The 21,106-nt window shown below is 47.8% G+C and carries 8 protein-coding genes; 1 reads left to right on the forward strand and 7 read right to left on the reverse strand.

All coding sequences use genetic code 11. The features are described 5' to 3' along the window. The 5 genes from mioC to ravA form a co-directional block, all read right to left on the reverse strand. A complete protein-coding gene (gene mioC / locus EPIR_RS00005; RefSeq protein ID WP_023653232.1) occupies positions 1-441 on the reverse strand; it encodes an FMN-binding protein MioC in 441 nt (146 codons plus the stop codon). 214 nt (positions 442-655) lie between these two features. Then, complete coding sequence (gene asnC / locus EPIR_RS00010; protein WP_023653234.1) at positions 656-1,117, reverse strand: transcriptional regulator AsnC; 462 nt, start codon at positions 1,115-1,117, stop codon at positions 656-658. A 117-nt stretch (positions 1,118-1,234) separates the two neighbouring features. Then, positions 1,235-3,394 (reverse strand): 5-histidylcysteine sulfoxide synthase, encoded by a 2,160-nt coding sequence (gene ovoA / locus EPIR_RS00015; RefSeq protein WP_048696546.1) that lies wholly within the window; start codon positions 3,392-3,394, stop codon positions 1,235-1,237. A 63-nt stretch (positions 3,395-3,457) separates the two neighbouring features. Then, the gene (gene viaA / locus EPIR_RS00020; RefSeq protein WP_023653236.1) at positions 3,458-4,918 is read right to left on the reverse strand and encodes an ATPase RavA stimulator ViaA; all 1,461 of its coding nucleotides are present in this window, start codon (positions 4,916-4,918) and stop codon (positions 3,458-3,460) included. After that, positions 4,915-6,408 (reverse strand): ATPase RavA, encoded by a 1,494-nt coding sequence (gene ravA, locus EPIR_RS00025; protein ID WP_023653237.1) that lies wholly within the window; start codon positions 6,406-6,408, stop codon positions 4,915-4,917. The genes viaA and ravA overlap by 4 nt, the downstream gene beginning before the upstream one ends. A 258-nt stretch (positions 6,409-6,666) precedes the next feature. On the opposite strand from ravA, the gene kup reads away from it, so the two are divergent. Beyond that, entirely contained in the window at positions 6,667-8,535 is a 1,869-nt protein-coding gene (gene kup / locus EPIR_RS00030; RefSeq protein ID WP_023653238.1) for a low affinity potassium transporter Kup, read from the forward strand. Positions 8,536-8,613: 78 nt separating this feature from the next. On the opposite strand, the gene EPIR_RS00035 is transcribed toward kup, so the two are convergent. Both EPIR_RS00035 and EPIR_RS00040 read right to left on the reverse strand, forming a co-directional pair. Next, entirely contained in the window at positions 8,614-14,895 is a 6,282-nt protein-coding gene (locus tag EPIR_RS00035; RefSeq protein WP_023653239.1) for a hypothetical protein, read from the reverse strand. Between the two features lie 192 nt (positions 14,896-15,087). Next, positions 15,088-21,036, reverse strand: a complete 5,949-nt coding sequence (locus EPIR_RS00040) for a hypothetical protein (RefSeq protein ID WP_048696549.1) — start codon at positions 21,034-21,036, stop codon at positions 15,088-15,090. Positions 21,037-21,106 lie beyond the last annotated feature (70 nt).

Here is a 21,106-nt window from a genome sequence, read left to right on the forward strand (position 1 = left end):
TCAGATCAGCTTTTCCCAATGTTCGATCCACTCTCCGGCCGGATCCTCCGGGATTTCATGCTCGAGCACGTCAATTTCCAGCCGATCGCCAATACGGTGTGCGCCCAGGGAGGTCAGCAGCTCGTCAAACTGGCGGATCGCGCCGCAGAAAAGATCGTATTCGTGGTTACCCAGACCGACAGCGCCGTAACGTAACTGACTGAGGTCCGGCTGCTGTTCCTTAATTGCCTCAAACAGCGGCTGGATGTTATCAGGCAGCTCACCGGCTCCGTGGGTAGAGGTCACGATAATCCAGACCCCTTCCAGCTTGAGCTCTTCCAGTTCTGGCCCATGAAATGTGGTAGTGGAGTGACCGGCTTCAGAAAGCTTCTCATCCAGATGATCGGCCACATATTCCGAGCTGCCTAGCGTACTGCCACTGATTAAAGTAATGTCGGCCATAATCTGATCCCAGTGTGATAATGGCGGGCATTGTACGCTGTGATCAGATTGGGATCTACCTGTGGGTAAGTAGGGATATTTCTTATTTTCCTCTGCCCAGCTGGCCCTGTTTATCCAGACGCCTATTCGCTGTCTGCTCAGCAGCCAACGGATGACGAAATACCTGCCCGTGTTGCCACGCTGCGGTCAGGGTGTGGATAATGTTATGCACCGATCACGGAATAATGGTGCGCATAATCGGGTTTTGCAACGAAATGAGGGTTTCGGTTGACTGGATTTCATCGATGGTCTGGATCTTGTTGATCAGGACCTGTTGCAGGGCATCGATCGATCGGCACATCACTTTAATAAAGATGCTGTAATGGCCGGTGGTGTAATACGCTTCCACGACTTCATTCAACGCTTCCAGACGAGCCAGCGCGGAGGGGTAGTCTTTGGCGCTTTTCAAAATGATGCCGATAAAGCAGCAGACATCGTAGCCGAGCTGTTTGGGGTCGATCTCGACCCGTGTGCCCTTGATGATGCCTGCCTGCTTCATTTTTTCTACGCGAACGTGGATGGTGCCAGGGCTGACGTTAAACTGCTTAGCCAGCTCGGCATAGGCGGTACGGGCATTATCCATCAGGGCAATAAGGATGCCGCGATCGAGGTTATCTGGCTGCATGTTTTCTGCCATAGTGGCTCCGCTATTATCGGATATTCAGTTGAGGTGCGATTAATGTGCGGGATTGTGAAAGGAATGGCAATCTGCTTGCGGAAATGACAGCGGGCATCCGGGGATGCCCGCCGCAGATTAACGTTTACGCCACAGGGTTAACTGCGCAACGCTATGTTGGTATTTACGTGCCGTTTCGCGAATGACAAACGGCACATCCTGAGGGGGGGCTATCTCCTCAAAGTCGGCGGCCAGCAGGCGTTGCAGTGCCTGGTAAGTGGAAAGCGCTTCGCCGTTTTCACGAATACCGCCCAGCCAGTTCTCTTTCGGCGTGAACTCTTCGAGCCAGGTATAGGGGGAAGAGAGCATCAGTACGCCCCCTGAACGGATCATTGGTGTGATATCCGCAAGGAAGCGTTTCGGCTGTCGCAGACGGTCAATCAGGTTAGCGGCCAGTACCAGATCCCAGGTTTCCTGCTGGGGCTTCAGGTTGCAGGCATCCCCCTGTACAAAGCGGATGCGGCTGGCCTGCTCCGGCCCGAGATCGAAGTCCTGCAAATGCACCTGGCGGTATTCGACCAGCTCGCCTTCTTCCTGGGTGACATAGCGGAAATCTTCGCCGCTGGTCAATTGCAGGGCCACGTCGATAAAGCGCGCCGAATAGTCCATGCCGACCACTTGTTCAAAATGGCGCGCCAGTTCAAAGCTGGCACGTCCGGTAGCACAGCCGATATCCAACGCGCGCTGATGTTGCTGACTGATACCGCACGCGATCTTTGCCAGCGCTTTCGCGTAATTTTCCACGGCAAAGTATTCAGGGCCATACTGGAAGTCGAGATATTGTGACACCATGCTATCCGTTTCATACGGATTGGATTGCAGGCTATCCTGATGCTGCGAAACCACATAGCGGAATCCCGCATGCTGGAAGAAATGGCGTCGGAAGGCATAGCGAGCGGATTTCAAGGCTTCATTGCCTGTCGATATCCAGCTGCCCCCTTTAATTAGCGTATGTTTGCCATCAAAGGTTGGCGCGGAGAAATCATCGTATAAAGGATGGACGCGGAAGCCCGGAAAACCGCCGATCGGCGTGCCGGTCCACTGCCAGACATTGCCAACCAGATCGTAAAAATCCCCCTGAGCAAAGCGATCTATCGGGCAGGAGGAAGCCCAGTAGGCCAGGTTGATATTGCCCGGTGCTTCATTCCAGTCGGGCTGATCGCCCTCAACCTGCTCGCGCAGGCTCATCCATTCGCTTTCTGCCGGAAGCTGCACTGACAGGCCGCTCTTTTCTGCTTTCCAGCGGCAGAATGCGGCGGCCTCCAGCTGATTGACTTCGGCTGGCCAGTCCCATGCCATCGCGACTTCTTCTGCCAGCAGGCGCAGCCTTAATGCTTCCGGTTGCTGTGGTGAACCGACCCAGAAGGTTGGCATATCCGCTTCGGAGAATTGACACCAGCCCCAGCCTTCATCATCCCACCAGCGCTGTGTCTGATAGCCACCTGCGGCAACAAAATCAAAAAACTCGCCGTTGCTGACCAGCATGCGGCTGGCCTGAAATGGCTTCACTTCGGTTGTCTGGTTGCCGTACTCATTATCCCAGCCGTAGGTATCATCCGTTTTACCCTGCGTCACGCGGCCAGCGGCCACGGGCACCAGGCTGTTGTGCGGCACCGTCATACGATCGTGGCGCGCGTCGGGACAGGCAGGCCAGTGCGGCTGGGCTTTGACCCACGCCAGCGGCAGCTGGCGGATCAGCACGCTTGAGGTCTCCAGATGAATGCGTTCGTGCTCGATCCCCATCAGGATGACCCACGCCGGGCTATCCCAGTCGATCGGCAGCGTTAGCGGCATCTGCTGAATAAACTGTTCAATGAGGTGGCGAACCTTTCCGCGATAGTCGCGCAGTTCTGCCAGCGACGGCCAGTCATAGTGGCTGTTATCCAGATCGTCCCAGCTCATTTCGTCAACGCCGATCGCCATCGTCGCTTCGATCCTTTCATCAATGCGCGCATTGATAAGCCCACCCGCCATCAACTTATTGATATAGAAGGTGGCGGTATGACCGTAATAGAAGATCAGCGGATGACGAAGTGAGATCGCCTTGTTGTACCAGGCGCGCTCATCGGCAAGGCAGTCAAACAGGCTTTCATACAGTTCCCAGGTCTGGCGGAAGTAGCTCAGTATTTGCAGTCGTTTCTGTTGTGGATCGCTACCGCTAAGCGTCGGCATGCGGGTTGGTGCGGGTAGTCCTGTCTGGTGTTGTTGCGCTGTCACGTGGTGCTCCCATCTTGCCATTGGCTAAAGCGTTTATATCACTATAGCAAATAAGGTTTGCAGCACGGTGACATAGGGCATGGGTCAACGCTTCCAGCGGCGTAGCAGTCGGCTTTTCAGCCCGGTATCGAAGCGCCAGATATGGTTAAAAATGCGCATAATGGCGGGCTTTCCATGATCGGACATGGCAACGGCGTGGAAGCGCTGCTGCTGCTGTTCCTGATGAATCCGCACGCGTTTTATCAAGGCATCCGGCAGACGCTGGGCGATAAAGTCCGAAAGGACGACCGCGTCGGCATCATGCCATTGCGCATCGGACAGCTTAACTAAAACCGCCTCAAGGCAGGCGGCGAGATCGGTGCCGCCACGAAAACGCTGGCTGAGAAAACGAATTGCCTGGCTGATGCCATCGCCAGCAGTCAGTTCATAGCTAATCACCTGATGGGCAAACAGCATAATGTAGCAGCGGCGTTGGTCTGACAGTGCGACCTTCAGCAGGGCGAGGCAAAAGGCTTTGGCACAGCGTTCGTTAAACCCGCCCATTGAGCCGGAAGTATCGACACAGACGATAAACGGGCCGCGCTGTTGCGGGTCGTGATGCTGGTGGACGACGGGGCGCTGCGTGATGTGGTCATGCCAGCTTTCCCCCTGTAGGCGATAGGTCAGCAGCCGTTTCTCCACCAGCCGACGATAGAACTCGATCTCCAGCTCGCTGATACCGAGTGTTGCCAGCTCCGGCGGCAGCAGGCGCAGGATGTCATCGCTCTGGTGCAGGCCATTGACCTCTTCCGGCACGTTTGCCGGCTCACGCACCGACTGGTGACAACTTTCCGCTGGCGTATCGTCTGACGGTACTGCCTGAGCTTCACGGCTGCGCCCCAGCTGTTGCGCCAGTTTTAACAGTTCCGGCTGGCTGGCAAGGAAATCGCCATACTGCACGATCGGCTGATAATCGCCATGCTGTAACTCGCCGCGAGTCAGATCCCACAGCCTACCCGCCGCCGCTTCGTCGTCATTTGCCAGCACCGGGGCCAGCTGGCCGCTCATCGCCAGCCGCTGTTGCAGTTCTGCCAGCAGCTTTTCCCGTTCCTGGTCGAGCAGCCGTTGGTTAAGCGTCAGGGTCTGCAACGTCAGGCTCAGACGCCAGCGCTGTAAAAATAGCGTTTGCTGCGCGCTATTGAGCTGCCGGTTATCGTTATTGGCGATCAGCGCCTGTGCCTTCTCGTTAAACGGCGACGCTTGCTGAGTAAGCCATGCCAGCAGGTCAGGCAATCCGGCGTTGAAATCGTGCAGGCCCAGCGTCTGACACTGCTGAAAACGCTGGAACTCCGCTTCCAGCAGTGGTGGAATGGCGGAGGATTTTAGCTGTTGCAGGATTTCAGCCTTGCGCCGGGGCAGGTCGCGCGTCAGAGCGCTTTTGAGCGCAGGGAATTTCTCAAAGAAGATGGCCAGCTGTGGTGAGGCCAGCAGCGTCATCACCAGCTCTTCCACCAGGTCGTTCTCGTTTATCGACAGAAAAAGGCTTAGCGTATCAAGCGAGATCACTGGCGCGCCTGCTTCAGCTGTTCAGCGACCTGCTGTAGGCTTTCCTCTACTTTTGCCAGCCAGTCATCGCTGATAAACAGGCAGCGATGGTTCTGGTTGAACAGGGTGCGCTGCGCCCGTAGCTGGGTATCCAGTTCATCCAGCGCTTCTGAGATCTCTTCAGGCAGCCCCTGCTGTGGCTTGCCGGGTAGCATCAGGCGCGAAGAGAGCAGGCTGATATCTCGTAGCGTAAGGCAGTCATTATCGTCCACATGCAGGTCAAGGGTTTGCGCAAAACCAATGCCGTTCAGTTTGCCGCGCACCTCGCCGCCTTTTTGCAGCCAGTTGTCCAGCGCCTCGCGGGTCAGAGTGATATGCGTGACCTGTATGTCGTGTAGCGTCAGCGGCTTTTGCAACATCAGCGTGAGTGTCTCGGCGGCGAGCGTGGTGGGCAAATCGTAATGTGGCTTACGGCTAAACATGCCGCCGTGTTTAGCCAAGCGAATGGCCTGCTCCACGCTTTGCTGCTGCTGCAATGCCAGGCGGCGCGTATTGATTTGTTGCAGTTTGAATAGCATGGGCTGCTGCTGCCAGGCATGCTGGGTGATCAGGTTATCCAGTTCACGATCAAGCAGTTTCATTGAACTCACGTCATGCCACAGGCAGTCTTTGAGTAGGATCAGGTCAATGGGCGCAATGGCGTTGCGGCCGCTGTAGAAGGCGCTTGCCTGTAACAGATGAATGGCCTTTTTCCAGCGGCGGTCGGAAATATAGGGGGCTTCCGGCTGGCCTTCTAACTGCTCGCGCAGCATGAAGATAAGCTCAAACACATCATCGGGCAGGCTGACTTGACTGATGCCCTGTTGCCACTGCATATACTCTTCGTCGCTAATGCACAGCGAGTCCGCCACCGGGTTTTGATTTTCATCCTGCTGGTGGGTGAGCAAACTGCGGAAGTTCTGTTTTTCATGCACGTTATCCAGCCACAGCCGGATTAACATGCGGTCATACAGGGCTTCTAATCCACTGTCCGCCTCTGGCAGTTCGTTGGAGGCGGTGACCAGCAGGCGCATGGGAATTTTCTCTTCGCTGTCACCATTACGGAAACGGCGCTCGTTAATTGCGGTCAAAAGCGTGTTCAGGATGGCAGGGCCAGCCTTCCAGATTTCATCGAGGAAAACGATTTCCGCATCGGGGAGATAGCCTTTCGTCAGGCGCTGGTAGCGACCTTCGTCTTTCAGTGCCTGAATGGAAAGGGGGCCAAATACCTCTTCCGGGGTGGAAAAGCGCGTCATCAGATATTCAAAGGCGCGCGCATGTTGGAAAGCGAACTTCAAGCGTCGAGCGATCAGGCTTTTAGCGATGCCCGGGGGGCCAAGTAAAAACACACTTTCGCCGCACAGCGCGGCCAGCAGGCAAAGCCGGATCGCATGATGGCGTTCATAAAGTCCTTTTTCCAAAGCATTGCTGAGGCGGGAGATGCGTTCTGCCAGTAATTGAGAGTGAGCCATAATCTACCATTCATCCTTTTCTACGGTCAGGCCAGCATCGTTGGCTGGCGAGCGCAAGCACTACTGGCTATGATGCTTGAAAGAGTTGATAGTAGTCAGCTTTTTTATTATCAAAGGGTGACCGGGCCACGAATGATGTCATTTTATCGGCAATAAGGGATAGGCATTCATGATGAATCGTGCATACTGTGCCCGTTTTGACGGGCAGTTGAACCGTGCGCAATCCTGCGTGAGTACACCGCAACAAAAGACAAATCTATGAGTTCTGAGAAGAAGCAATCCCTGGGCGCTGTCACACTGGCCGCCATCGGCGTGGTATATGGTGATATTGGCACCAGTCCCCTGTACACCCTGCGCGAGTGTCTTTCCGGGCAGTTTGGCTTCGGCGTGGAGCACGATGCCGTCTTCGGCTTTTTATCGCTGATTTTCTGGCTGCTGATTATGACCGTATCGTTAAAGTACATCAGTTACGTGATGCGTGCCGATAATGCCGGAGAAGGGGGGATCCTGACGCTGATGTCGCTGGCAGGCCGTTATACCGGATCGCGCTCGACGGCGGTACTGGTGATCATGGGCCTGATCGGCGGCAGCTTCTTTTACGGCGAAGTGGTGATTACCCCGGCGGTATCGGTGCTTTCGGCAATGGAAGGGCTGGAAGTCGTTGCGCCTTCGCTCGATCGTTATATTGTACCAATGGCTATTGCCGTATTAACCCTGCTATTTGTTATCCAGAAACACGGCACGGGTATCGTTGGCAAACTGTTTGCCCCGGTGATGCTGCTATGGTTCATCGTGCTGGCCGTACTTGGCGCTCGCGGGATTGCTGATAATCCTCAGGTGTTACAAGCCCTGAATCCCTACTGGGCGGTGCACTTCTTTATTGAATATAAATCCGTCTCTTTCTTTGCGCTGGGCGCAGTGGTGCTGGCGATTACCGGCGTTGAGGCGCTGTATGCTGATATGGGCCACTTCGGCAAGTTCCCCATCCGTCTGGCATGGTTTGCCGTGGTACTGCCTTCGCTGGTGCTGAACTATTTCGGTCAGGGTGCGCTGCTGTTGAAGCACCCGGAAGCGATAAAAAACCCCTTTTTCCTGTTAGCCCCGGAATGGGCGCTGATCCCGATGCTGATTCTGGCGGCGCTGGCCACGGTGATTGCCTCGCAGGCGGTGATTTCTGGCGTCTTCTCTTTGACCCGCCAGGCGGTTCGCCTCGGTTATCTGCCGCCGATGCGTATCATTTACACCTCGGAGCAGGAGTCGGGCCAAATCTATATCCCGGTGATTAACTGGCTGCTATTTATGGCGGTGGTGTTGGTGATCCTTGGCTTTGAACACTCCAGCAATCTGGCAGCCGCTTATGGCATTGCCGTGACCGGCACTATGGTGTTGACGGCCATTCTGTGCAGCACGGTGGCGATTCAGAACTGGCACTGGAATCGCTATTTGGTGATGGTGTTACTGGTGGGTATGTTGTGCATTGATATCACGCTGTTTTCGGCCAACGCGGTGAAGCTGCTCTCCGGCGGCTGGCTACCGCTATCGCTGGCCATCGTGATGTTTATCGTGATGACTACTTGGAAAAGCGAGCGTTTCCGCCTGCTGCGCCGGTTGCATGAGCACGGAAACTCGCTGGAGGCGATGATTACTTCTCTGGAAAAATCGCCGCCGGTACGCGTGCCGGGCACCGCCGTTTATATGTCGCGCGCCCTTAACGTTATCCCGTTCGCCATGTTGCACAACCTGAAGCATAACAAGGTGCTGCACGAGCGCGTGGTACTACTGACGTTACGCACGGAGGATGCCCCTTACGTGCACAATGTTAAGCGGGTAAGCATTGAGCAGCTTTCGCCCACCTTCTGGCGCGTAGTGGCCAGCTACGGTTGGCGCGAAACGCCCAATGTGGAAGAAATTTTCCACCGCTGTGGTCTGGAAGGTCTGAATTGCCGCATGATGGAAACGTCGTTCTTTATGTCACATGAATCGCTGATCCTCGGCAAACGCCCCTGGTATCTGCGTCTGCGCGGCAAACTGTTCCTGACGTTGCAAAAGAATGCCCTGCGCGCGCCCGATCAGTTTGAAATCCCGCCGAATCGGGTGATCGAACTGGGGACTCAGATAGAAATTTAACCGGCAGGAAATGACACGCCAGCCCGGGTTTTCCTGGTTGGCGTGGCGACACTTACTCTGCGTCATGCTGGGTTTGGTTCACCATCGCTCAGCCGCTTTCCAGTAGGCATTTGACTCTCCATGCGGCGGGAAATACCAGTGATTGGCTGACGTATCGCCTTCAACTTGCAGAATATGGTATCCATACCCGGCTTTATAGTAGACCGAACCCACTTTTCCATACTCTCCCCATGATTTCGGGAAGGCGAAGGTTCCCTTGTGGTTTCCACCATAAAGCCAGTACCAGTTATCCTTCTCGCCATACGGAAAATCCCAGCCATTGACGGAGGGCGTGCCCTCTTTTCGTAAGATATAAAACCGGAAGTTATCGGAGCAATAATAGACTTCTCCTGCTACCCCTGCCTCATTCGGTCGTTTAGGGGATGTAAAGGACCCCGCATTCCAACTGATAAATTTCCAGTGGTCATCTGATTTTCCGCGTTCCGGTAAAGTCCAGTTATGGTCGGGTGGCCTGCCTTCAGTTTTCAGGGTCAAAAAGCCAAATTTTCTCTCAAAGTATACCGATCCCACTTTTCCATACTCCTCCCAGAGTTTGGGCGAGTGCAGAGTCCCTTTGTTTTTTCCCGCGTAAATCCAGTTGGCGTTATCATCATTATTTGCGGGGAAATTCCAGCCATGCTGCGATGGCGTGCCGGTTTTTCTCAGGATATAAAACGAGTGGTTTTCGTCCGAATAGTAGATTTCCCCAGCGATACCCTGCTCAGTCGGCTGTTTGGGCGCAGTGAAGGTACTTGCTTCCCAGGAAACAAAGTTCCAGTGGTCGTCGGACTTACCGTCAGGGTAGTTCCATTTGTGGTCTGACGGGCGGCCTTCTGTTTTGAGGGTCAGATAGCCATAGTTAAAGTCATAGTATACCGCTCCCGCTTTACCATACTCACTCCAGGTTTTAGGCGAGATCAGGTTTCCCGGGTTTTTCCCGGTGTAGATCCAGTTGGCGTTATCCGTTCTGGCAGGCGGGAAATGCCAGCTGTTGGTTGAAGGCGTTCCCTCTTTTTTCAGAATATAAAACGACTGGTTATTATCGTCATAGTAAACTTCTCCCAGCGTGCCTTTGTCATGCTGGTGCTTGGGGGCGCTGAAGGAGCCAACCGCATAAGAGATGAAATTCCAGTGTTCGTTGGAGACTCCCTCACTCGGGAAAGACCAGCGTTTTTCTGACGGGCGGCCCTCTTTTTTAAGGGTCAGATAGCCATATTCAGCTTCGTAGTAGAGCGAACCCGGTTTGCCATATTCGCTCCATTCTTTAGGTGAGTCTACGGTTCCCCTGTTTTCCCCGGCATAGATCCAGTTGAGGTTGTCCTCGATACCTGGTGGGAATTGCCAGCCGTTGCCTGATGGTCTGCCTGTTTTTTTCAAAATATAATATGACCGGTTGGCATCGGAATAAAAGACTTCTCCAGCTATGCCTTTGGCATCCCATCGTTTGGGGGCGTTGAAGGACCCTGCTTCATCAGAGATAAAGTCCCAGTGCTTGCTGGAGTCACCATCAGGTGGGAAAGACCAGTTGTGCTCTGATGGTTTGCCTTCAGTTTTAAGGGTCAGATAGCCATTATCAGCCTGATAATATACTGAGCCAACCTTACCGTATTCCTCCCATGTTTTAGGTGAGTTAAGGGTTCCCCTGTTTTTCCCGGCGTAGAACCAGTTGCTGTTATCTGCCTTACCGGGTGGAAAATGCCAGCCGTGAACCAACTGTGCCATCTCATTTCTTAAGATATAAAACAACGCGTTTTCATCAGAAAAGTAGACTTCTCCAGCCTTACCCGGGGTGTTGGCTGTCTTGGGTGTCTCGAAGGTGCCCTGATCCGGGGAGATGAATTTCCAGTATTTGTTTGAATCCCCGCCATAAGGGTATTTCCATCTGTTTTGCGACGGGCGGCCTTCGGTTTTGAGGATCAGGTAGCCATATCCTGGCTGGTAGTAAAGCGAGCCCTTTTTCCCATACTCGTCCCAGGTTTTAGGTGAGTCCAGGGTTCCTTTATGTTTCCCGGCGTAGATCCAGTTTTCGTCATCCTGTTCAGTGGAGGGAAAAATCCAGCCTTTCAGTGACGGATTACCGGTTGCTCTCAGAATATAAAATGACTGGTTGTCGACAGAAAAATAGACTTCTCCGGCCTTGCCTCGCGTATTCAGTGGTTTAGGCGCGTTGAAGGAGCCCTGTTCCCAGACGAGGAACTTCCAGCGCTTATTGGACTGACCGAGATGAGGGAACTTCCACTTTTTGTCTGATGGGCGGCCTGCGGTTTTGAGGCTGAAATAGCCATATCCTGGCTGGTGGTATACCGACCCCACTTTTCCGTACTCATTCAAGCTCTTTGGAGACGGCAGAGTTCCCAATTTTTCCCCCGCATTGATCCAGTTTCTATCATCGGACTTGCCGGCAGGGAAACTCCAACCTTGCCTGCTGGGCTTACCATCTTTTCGTAGAATATAGTATGACTGCCGTTCAGCAGAGTAATAAACTTCTCCGGCCGTACCTTCTACACTCGGCAGTTTAGGTGATATAAATGAACCCACCTCATAGCACAGAAAACTCCAGAGTGCATTGGACTCACCGCCATTCGGGAAAAACCAGCTATTGTCAGAGGGTCTGCCGTCAGCTTTAAGACGCATATACCCCCATCCAGCCTGGTAATACACCGATCCAGTCTTGCCATACTCATGCCATTGTTTCGGAGAGTCCAAAGTTCCCTGATTTTTTCCGGCGTAGATCCAGTCTGCATCGTCCTGTTGGCCGGCAGGGAAGTGCCAGCCATGTTCAGGAGGGCTTCCCGTTTTTTTCAATATATAGAAAGAGTCGTTTTCGGCAGACATATAGACGTCGCCAACAACGCCATGATCATACCATGCCCTGGGGGTTCTGAATGTGGCAGCTTGCAAAGTGATGAATTTCCAATGCTCGTCGGACTGACCATTATGCGGGAAATACCATAGATGATCTGAAGGTCTGCCATCCATTTTAAGGATAAAATAGCCGTGTTCATCGTCATAATATAGTGAGCCCGATTTACCATACTCATACCAGTTTTTGGGCTGTTCCAGCGTACCGGGATGATGACCGGCGTACAGCCAGTTTTCATCACTTCTGGCTCCCCCCGGAAAATTCCAGAAATGGCTTGAGGGGAGCCCCTCTTTTTTCAATTCAAAGAACTTATTCTCTTTTTTATTGATATAGATGTCGCCGGGGAAACCAAACTCGTTCCATTTTTTTGGTGAAAGATAGATGTTCTCGTTGGATATTCCCATGTTAAATGCAAGGTAGTATAACGCTGTGGTGTTGATGTTTTGGTTAAATCTGACATCATCACTTTTCTCTTCAATGGTTGGAGTAATTAAAGCGGAAGTATAATATTCATCATCCCGTGGGGTGCTCAAAAAAGTATCGAGGTAAGCCGTTGCTTCCTGACTGAAATAGATTACCTCCATGCAAAGCTCGACAAATGACATACTGTTGTTCGGGATATATTTTAATATATTATTACGAATAAATAGACTGTCGGTTATATGATGGCCATAAAAGATTTTGTTTCCTTTGATGAAATCAGCAATATCTTTCTTACCTAAAACTAACCTTCCCAGGTCAATTAAAAATAGATTGAAAAATCTACTATTTCTTTTGACCCTTTGTGATGTAGAAGGAGTCGGTTCTTTAATAATATTCTGTAGATATGAGTAAACCGCTCTTATTTTACGTATTAAATTTATGTTTCTTTCAACAATATCTGCTGAAATAGTCTCAATTTTGCTTAAAGGCGTAGGGTAATATACAACTTTGGCTTCACCATCCGCTTCTAAACCAGCACGATATGAGCCCCGCCAGGCGACCACCTTTTTATTCATGATGGCAGAAAGGGATTTTCCGGTTGATGGGAATCCAGTTGCTCCGAAGCATGACTCAAGCTCGATGACGGAGTATTTGTTGAGATCAAGGTCTTTAGCAATAGCGATACCTTTAATAACATTGGAAATCTCTAATGGAGATAGATAATTAATCGTCATCGGTAGCCCATGCGCCCGCACATGCAAAATATTCCCATTGGGATAAACTCTTGCATCTTTTCCTAGCAGAGACTGAATTCTGGTGTTTTCTAAGTTAAACTCAACTGATTTTACCGAAAAAGATCGCTCTGCAATATTTTTTTTTAATTCTTTTATGTTATATATTGTGCTGAATCCTCCTGTTTTTAATGCAGGTTCTAAAAGTTCTGGTAGGAAAAATTCATCTTTATTAAGGCGTAAGGCAAAAATTCCATGTTCATAATCTTCACCCGGTTTTTGAGTTAGGAAAATCATGCCTCCGTCTGGCGTGTTTTCGCTGAAGTTCTCGCTGGTCAACCATTTCTCACTGCTTTTGATATATCTACGTATGGGAGCTTTGTTGAGTGCTTCTGCATGCATAGCCGATACCAGTTCTGGTGATATATCCCCATTTCTCGATAAAACAACGCCTATGGCATGTGCGCTACCCGATCGGTAAGCCTCTCTTTCCATATTTAATGCGGCATCTTTATAGCTTTTATAATAGGGTAACTGAGTATCCTTAACGAACCCGACGGATACCTTGAATTTTTTCCCCTCACTGCTGATAAGTAAATTATTTTCGAATCTTCCCAGCTGTTCGGCTGTAAGGGTGTTTCTGTAATGAGAAAACTCTGAAGATAATATATCATTATGTATTCCGCTAAATAAGCCATTTCCCATTGATAACATGATATGTTTAACGGGTGCAGCACTGTCTTTATGCTCCGTGAAAATGACGATCTGTCCTGTTTTCGTTTGTAGTAAATTTTTTCTACTTGTAATGCTAGCCACATTTTCCATTTCATTGAAAGGAAAAGATAAATGATTGGAAATTTCTCTGAATAAGTGCAGTTTTGCGCCTGAAATTAGGCCCGATTTAGCCAAGACGGCAATAATAAACTCGGATGAAGAGCCGTACTTATCCATGTTATTTTCTTCGTTCCTTACATGGGATAGCAGTCTTCGGCCTGCTTCCATAAATATGTCACCATTTGAAATTTCGGGACTCATATTTATTGACCCCCTATCACTTTGCCATTTCTTTTTTTCGCGCGCATAACTCACATATTGCTTTTTTAACTGCAGGGACTTTTGCTCTATATCATAGATATAAACTCCACTCGGATCCCTCTGCATTTTAAACTCCCCTCCATCTATTTCTATAGAGATGTGCCCATCTTTAATTTTTAATTTTTCCGGGATAAAACCTTCCAGCGGCCCTTCTCTAATCTCACTCATGAGATTGATACTATGGAGATCAAGGGAAGCCGAGAGCATTTGGGAGACGGACAGAAACTCATGGTTAATTTCTAAAATTAAATCAAAGTCCATTTTTTTTCCGTCCAGCCTGTCTGCGATAGATCTCAAAACGGGAGGGACAAGGTTTTGTAATATCATTAGAGGAACGAGTCTTGAAAAAGCATGCAGAATGGTTTTAGAGATGCTGTCGATATAATGCATGATATTAAGAAGATACATTTTATCCGCCGCTCTTGGGCAGCCTCTTCGAAGTAAATTATAATCATAAAAGATCAGCCACTCTTCCCCTGATTTTTTTAACGGGCTATTCAGGGTATCGGCTATGTTGCGCAGTACATCTGAAAAGCTCAGATTTTCCCGTTCTTTCTGACAGTCAAAGTCAAACAGCTTTTTTTTGCTTACTTCTGTTCCAGGTAATGCCTCCTGATGCGGGGGCCGGTCTGTCACATGCCTTTTGCTAACTCCGTGATCCTGAAGCTGTTCATCATACGGATAAGCATGTTTGTTGGAAAAAAATGCTGCCACGGCGGTGCTGTGCATTGCTGTGGATTGATGCGGTGGCAGCCTGTCTGGCCGGGCATAATGGTTGAACTCTCTGATATAGCGTTCGGCAGTGCTCAGGATGACGGCAGCACTCATCACCAGGCCTGTTTTCCCCTGTAGCGATAGTGGCAGTGTCTGATGCTGATTTTGTGCCCTGTGGAGATCGCGCAAGGCTTCTGCCTGCTGATAAAGCGCTTTACCTTTTGCTAGAATGTCTGCCCGTTCAGCGTTCTCTCTGCTGTTTTCATAAGGACCCCATGGCGAATATCTCTTTAGTGTGTCCAGTAGCCGGTGACAAGGGTTGCTAAAGTAACGCCTGCCATACTGATTTAAAAACGTCTCATTACTGGCCTTGAAGGATGCCAAATTTGCCTTGAGAGAGGATGCTTCACTATTACCGTGGGGGGAGAGAGGGTTAATCTTATTCCCTGACAACGGAAGGGATTCTTCACTGTTTTCGCTTATTAATGGGATCATGATGTCATCTCATAGAGGGGGCACATTATGCATATTTTTAGTGAATAATCTTGCTATTAACGTGGGTAGAAATAATAGGGTTGATATAGCAGTGTTAATAATTATGCTTTTACTATTATGAGTCATAGCTTGTCTGATAATCGGTGTTCGTTCAGAGTAACAATACGCTACATAATTATAAATGGGATGAAGTTATCTTTTTATATATATCCAGTGGTCGTCTGAAGTCACGTTTACAGGAAAATACCAACTGTTTTCTGAAGGGTTTCCCTCAGTTTTTAGCATCAGGTACCCAAAGCCCAATTTGTAGTATATCAAGCCAGGCTTGCCATATTCATGCCAACTTTTTGGTGATTCCAAAGTGCCATTGTTTTTACCAGCAAATATCCAGCTTTCATTGCTCTTCCCATCCAATGGGAAAGGATGGTTATGAGTTGATGGTGTGTTCTCATTTTTAAAAACAAAGAAACATTTCTGATCGTGAGAATAATAAACATCACCGGCCATACCTTTTTCAGAATGATACTTTGGGGCCGTAAAGGAACCCGCAATAAATGAGACGAAGTTCCAGTATTGATTGGATTGGCCGGGGTCCGGGAAAGCCCATTTATTAACAGATGGTCTGCCTTCCGTTTTAAGCGTCAAAAATCCGTAGTTATTGTCATAGTAAACTGACCCGACTTTTCCATATTCATTCCATTCCTTAGGTGAATCTGCGGTTCCTTTATTTTTACCTGCTACAATCCAGTTTTCGTCATCATCAAAAGGAAAAACCCATCCGTTCATTGGTGGTCTACCAGGATTTTTCAGGATATAATAATCCTTATTTTCAACAGAGTAATAGACATCACCTGCCACACCACTCACGTTTTTTTGTTTAGGCGCAAAAAATGTACCTTTGTCCTTACAAATAAATCTCCAGTGATAGTTGGATTTACCTTTTTCTGGAAAGTACCATTTGTTATCGGCCGGATGACCTTCGGTTTGCAGAATGAAGTATCCATTATCAGACATATAGTATATCGATCCTATTCGTCCATATTCACCCCAGCCTTTAGGATATTCAATGGTTCCTTCGTTTTTACCAGCGTATAACCAGTTCTGGTTATCTGCCTTACCATAAGGAAAATACCACCCGTTGATCAATGGATTGCCCGATGTCTTGAGGATATAAAACAGCTCGTTGTTATCAGAATAATAGACCTCTCCCGCTAAACCTGTCGCATTTTCTTTTTTAGGGGCGATGAATGAACCCACCTCTCGGGATATAAAATTCCAGTACTCATTCGATTCACCCGCTTCAGGATAGAGCCAGTTTTTGTCTGATGGTCTGCCTTCATTTTTGAGCGTCAGATAACCACACTTAGCGTCATAGTATACCGAGCCGATTTTTCCATACTCGCTCCAGAGTTTTGGCGCGTCCGGGGTCCCCCTGTTTTCCCCGGCGTAGATCCAGTTACCGTCATCGTCGTAAGGAAATTTCCAGCTACAGTTAAATGGATTACCCGATTTTTTCAGAATATAAAAAGCCTGATTTACGTCAGAATAGTAGACTTCACCTGCTATGCCTTCTGCATGTTGCCGTTTGGGGGCGCTAAAAGTGCCTGCTTTAAGGGAGACGAATTTCCAGCGATCGTCAGAATGACCATTCTTCGGGAAATACCACTTGTTTTCAGCAGGGTTGCCTACCGTCTTGAGGATCAGATATCCATAATTTTTATGATAATATACCGAACCCACTTTTCCATATTCGCTCCATATTTTAGGTGCATTAAGGGTTCCGCTATTCTTTCCGCCATATAACCAGTTCTCGTTGTCCTTGCCGACAGGAGGGAAGATCCAGCGCTGCCCATACGGCCTGGCTTTTTTTCTCAAAATATAAAAGGCTTCGTGTTCAACTGAAAAATAAACATCACCCGGCTTCCCAGTATCATTCTGAATTTTGGGAGAATCAAAGGAACCGGTTGCATAGGCTACCAGGTTCCAATATTCATTTGGCTCATCGTTATTCGGGAAAAACCAGCTATGGTCAGATGGTCTGCCGTCGAACTTAAGGCTTACATAGCCACATTCCTTATCATAATATACCGAGCCTACTTTACCGTACTCGTTCCATTTTTTTGGTGATTTCTGCGTACCACTATTTTGCCCGGCGTAGAACCAGTTCTCGTTGTCCCCTCCTGGGGCTGGATAGTACCAGCCGTGGCTTGTTGGCTTTCCGTCTTTTCGCAAAATATAAAACGATTTTTCTTTGACCGCGTAATAAACCTCTCCCGCCGTACCTTCAGTATTTCGTAATTTGGGGGTGCTAAAGGAACCTACTTCACCAGATACATATCTCCATTGGACGTTTGACTGGCCATTATCGGGGAAATACCAATTATCATCTGATGGATTTCCTTCGGTTTTAAGTGACAGATAGCCTAACTCGGCCTCATAATATATCGAGCCAACTTTACCGTATTCGTTCCATTTTTTTGGCGAGTCAAGGGTGCCCTTGTTTTTTCCGGCATAGATCCAGTTTTTGTTAACCATACCAGCACAAGGGAAATGCCATTTATTATCTGAGGGATTTCCCGTATTTTTTAAAACATAAAAAGATTTATTTTCATCGTAATAGTAAACGCTACCGGATATGCCATTATCACTCCACATCAGGGGAGTCTCGAAAGAGCCTGCTCTCTTGGTGATGAATTCCCAGGAGTTGCTATATTCACCAATTTCAGGGAAATACCAATCGTGATCTGAAGGCCTGCCATCTTTTTTTAGCATTAAATAGCCATAACCTTGCTCATAATATATTGAGCCGCTTTTTCCATATTCAGACCAGTATTTAGGTTGTTCAAGGGTTCCCGGATTGCGACCAGCCTCCAGCCAGTTATCATCATCCAGAGCATCATCGGGATAGTACCAACAATGGTTTGAAGGGACGCCAGCATATTTAAGTGAAAAAAACCTGTTTTTCTTATCATCCCAATAAATATCGCCAGGAAAACCGAAATCACTCCATTTTTTAGCGCGGAGGTATTTGTTTATTTCGGATATCCCCAGCGCCTGTGAAAGACTGGCCAGGTCAGCGCTAATGCTCTTCTTAAGAAAGCTAACCATATTATCTTTTTCTACTGGGATCGTTGTATGGATAAAAGGTGATGAGTCTTCATCATCTCTTATCGTGTTTTTTTTACTCAAGTAAATATCAAGATGTCTGCTGGCTTCTGGACTGGTAAATATGATATGCATACAGAGTTCGAAAAACTCAAGGCTGCTTTTAGGTTTATATATTAGTATATTGTTAAAGAGGTGTTTCGGGTTTTTTTTGCTATTCTTGAAGTAATATGGATTATCTTCAATAAAATTATCTTTATCCTTCTTGCCAAAAACCAATCTACCCATGTCCATTATCAAAAGATTGAAGTAAAGATCGCTTCGTTTAATCCTGTAAGCGGTCGGTGGTATGGGTTCTACCTCTGTATGTTCAAAATATGCGTAAACTCCTCTTAACTTACGTATAAAGTCTATGTTTCTTTCTGTTATATCAGCAATCATCTTTTCAAGGTGGTTTAAAGGTGTTGGTGTATAAATTACTCTATTTGTTTCCTCTGCGCCGTTACCAGTGCGATATTTACCCCGATAGGCTATTACCTTTTTTCCCATGAGTGATGAGATGGATTTTCCGGTAGAGGGAAATCCAGTGGCTCCGAAACATGACTCGAGTACTATGGTACTGATTCTCTTAAGATCAATACTTTTATTAATGGCCAGACCATTTATAATACTGACTATCTCCGCCGGAGACATGTAATTCACCGTCATCGGCAACCCATGTGCACGGAGATATAAAACATTATCTACCGCATAGAAGCGTGAAGATCTCCCCAGCAGTGCTTGAGTGCGGGTGCCCGCCACGTTGAATTCAGCCTGACTTGCCATCAATCCCAGCTCCTGAATAGACTCCTTCAGTGCACTCGTTTTATATATTGTGCTGGTACCACCAGTAATTATCTTAGAGTGATAAAGTTTAGGGATAAAAAATTCATCCTCATTTACTCGCAAAGCAAAGGTTCCCTTTTCATAACCTCCCTCTGGGCGGTTAGTCAGGAAGATAATTCCACCGACCGGAACATTTTTAGTTAATTGTTCATGACTTAACCACTCTTTTTTACTATTAATAAATTTTCTTAGGGGGATTTTATTTTTTATTGATTCATCCAATATGGAAATAAATTCCGATGATAAATCCCCGGTCATGGATAAAACTGAAGCAACTGCATAAGCACTGTCTGATTGATAATTCCTTCCTTGCAAGTTCAATGCTGCCTCTTTGTAGTCATTATGGAATTTAATCTCGGATCTTTTTAGGAATCCAGCATGTAAATTAAATTCCTTCCCCTCTCTGGTTATTAGTTTCTTGTTTGAAAACTTACCCAATTGTTCTGCTGTGATGATATTATTCCCAGCGTTGAATTCTGAAGAAATTCTGTCATTATTAATACCTGCAAATAGCCCATTCCCCGTTGAAAGCATCAGGTGTTGAATGTTTATTGAACCTTCTTTCGTGTCTGTAAAAATAACCAACTGTCCCTCCTTGACTTTCAATAGTTGACTTTCTTCAGAAATTTCAACTAAATCCCTCATATAACTAAAGTCATAGCTGGAATGAGTGATTTTATTCTTAATAAAATCTAGTTCATCTCTTTTTAATAATCCTGCTTTAGCCATTATTTCAGTGATAAAATCAATTGATGAACCGTTCTTTTCTGATTTCTTTGCTTCATTTCTGACGTAGGTTATCAGTTTTATGCTCTTTATCAGTTCAGCTTCACCATTTTCTACTTCTGGCTGCATGACTTTTGTACTTTTAGTCACTATCCATTTTTTATGGTTGCGTATGTAACTAATGTGTTTCTTACTAAGTTGCAGCGATTTGATATCCATATCATAAATACATACTCCATCTGTATCCCGCATCATTTTATGCTGTCCGCCATAAATACTGACATAGGCATCCCCTCTTTTTAATTCTATTTTTTCCGGAATAATGTTTTTTCCTATGCCATCACGTTCTTTGGTAAGCATGTTTCTACCGTGGAGGTCCAAAGATGAAGAGAATAATAAAGGCAAACTCAGTAGCTGACTGTTTATTTCAATGATCAAATTGGCATCTATTGGTTTACCATCAACATTATCTGCAATGGATTTTAATACTGGAGGGATCAGGTTTTGTAAAATAATTAAGGGTGAAAAGTTGGGGAAGAGGGCGACAATTTTGTTGGTCACGAGATCAATATAATGCAGAGTATTGAGAAGATACTCTTTATCCGATGCTTTCGGGCACCCTTTTTTCAAGATATTATAATTGTAGATTATCTGCCATTCCTCTCCGATTTTTCCCATTGGGCCATTCAGGCTATCAGCTATATTTCGTAACACATTTGCAAAGCTCAGATCATCACGTTCTTTCGCACATGAAAAATCGAATAGCTTTTTTTTTATCACACCTGATTCAGGTGCTGTCGAAGTGGATGGTTTTCGCGTAGGTAGGTGACGCCTGTTTCGCTTGTGGGCGAAGGTTTTCCCACTGTATGGCATAGAGTTATAGTGACTTTCGAATGAAGTTGTCGGCTCCGTCTTACTGACTACCGTCGTGGAAGTCGGGTCTACACTGTGCCTGTTTACAGGGCGAGTGACTGGTCGGCCATACTGGCTAAACTGCCGCCAGCATAGCCCTGCACCACCTAAAATCACCGCTGCACTCATTGCCAGCCCTGTCCTGCTCTTAAGTGAAAGCGGTGGTGACTGCCGCTCGTTTTCTCTTATCTGAACATCGCGCATGGATGCTGCTTGCTCATAAAGTCTTTTACCTTCGGAAGTCACTTCTGCCAGTTCACTATCCTCTGCGCCAGCCTCGCTACCGTTCCATTGCCACCCTTTTTTCAACGCGTTGAGTAAGACATAACCAGAATTTAGACCAGAGCCGCTGCCACTTTGAGTTGGCAGCGGCTCATTGTTTTTTTTGACCGAGCAAAGTCGTTCAGTAAGGGGTTTTTTCTCATCATTGCGGGATTTTTTTGAACTGGCGCTTTTTTTGGGAAGGTCGGAACAAGGCGTAACGTTAGATTTTTCTCTCGTTATTTCAATCATATCTCCATCCATTAAGATAATAATAATAATTATAAAAATTATTAAGGATGATCATGTCGCAAGTATTTCA

Origin of the sequence: Erwinia piriflorinigrans CFBP 5888, from assembly GCF_001050515.1 — a bacterium.
In the GTDB taxonomy this organism is placed as follows: domain Bacteria; phylum Pseudomonadota; class Gammaproteobacteria; order Enterobacterales; family Enterobacteriaceae; genus Erwinia; species Erwinia piriflorinigrans.

What these genes read in the sequence shown, in the direction of transcription:
- mioC (WP_023653232.1), bottom strand. Translation starts at nt 441, where the DNA reads ATGGCCGACATTACTTTAATCAGTGGCAGTACGCTAGGCAGCTCGGAA.
- asnC (WP_023653234.1), bottom strand. Translation starts at nt 1,117, where the DNA reads ATGGCAGAAAACATGCAGCCAGATAACCTCGATCGCGGCATCCTTATT.
- ovoA (WP_048696546.1), bottom strand. Translation starts at nt 3,394, where the DNA reads ATGGCAAGATGGGAGCACCACGTGACAGCGCAACAACACCAGACAGGA.
- ravA (WP_023653237.1), bottom strand. Translation starts at nt 6,408, where the DNA reads ATGGCTCACTCTCAATTACTGGCAGAACGCATCTCCCGCCTCAGCAAT.
- kup (WP_023653238.1), top strand. Translation starts at nt 6,667, where the DNA reads ATGAGTTCTGAGAAGAAGCAATCCCTGGGCGCTGTCACACTGGCCGCC.
- EPIR_RS00035 (WP_023653239.1), bottom strand. Translation starts at nt 14,895, where the DNA reads ATGATCCCATTAATAAGCGAAAACAGTGAAGAATCCCTTCCGTTGTCA.
- EPIR_RS00040 (WP_048696549.1), bottom strand. Translation starts at nt 21,036, where the DNA reads ATGATTGAAATAACGAGAGAAAAATCTAACGTTACGCCTTGTTCCGAC.